The organism is Xenorhabdus sp. NBAII XenSa04 (assembly GCF_963866145.1).
Classification (GTDB): domain Bacteria; phylum Pseudomonadota; class Gammaproteobacteria; order Enterobacterales; family Enterobacteriaceae; genus Xenorhabdus; species Xenorhabdus indica.
In genome coordinates this window covers 1-739 of sequence record NZ_CAWMEB010000220.1, presented here as the reverse complement: position 1 = coordinate 739, position 739 = coordinate 1, and the positions used below count along the sequence as shown (strand labels likewise).

At 50.1% G+C, this 739-nt stretch carries 1 protein-coding gene; it reads right to left on the bottom strand.

Annotated elements, in window-relative coordinates; all coding sequences use genetic code 11:
- The coding region (locus AAC147_RS08935) for a condensation domain-containing protein (protein ID WP_047686389.1) at positions 1-739 on the bottom strand (739 nt) is incomplete at both ends.

Sequence of the window (739 nt, the reverse complement as noted above, 5' to 3'; positions counted from 1 at the left end):
GACTGCGATCCAGATACAAGGCTACGGGGGTATCAACTGGCATCGTCGCAGGGTGTTGCTGCTGATCATAGCGTTGCCACTGATCATAGTGTTGCTGCTGGTAATGTTGACGAATCGCAAAAGCCAACTGGTTGGCCCGTTCGTTGAGCTGACGGTAAGTCAGCGTTTCTCCCTCGAATACCAGCGCAATGTTATCCGGTGTCGCCACAACCTGTGCTTCAAACTGCTGTTGGAGTGTGCGGTTTTGCGGATACGGGACATCTGTCTGGTTCCAGCCATACAGCAGGGTATGACGTTCTGTGTCACTGAGGAACATTACCGATGAGATAGGCTGGTAGGGTTCACGCGCTACCGTGGATAAAATACACTTAACCTGACGAAGCAAACGCTGTGCCTGTTCGTCCGTCAGCCAGTCTTCACCGTAACTCAGTTTCACTATCAGGTTATCATTGTGTTCATAGGCCATCAGTAACACCGGATAATCTGTTTTTTCAATCGCTTTGCGGAATGTCAGCGTTTTCTCAATTCCGTCTTTGGCTCCACTCACCACAGGTGCCGGATAGTTTTCAAAAATCAGCAGGCTGTGGAATAAACGTGCTCCGTCCGGTTGCAGGCTGGCAAGTGACACTGCACTGTGGCTGTTGAGCGCGGCAATATCATTCTGTATTGCCTGTAAAACGTCGGCGACTGTCTGTGTGTTTTCCCACTGCACCATCAATGGCAACGTATTGATATACAG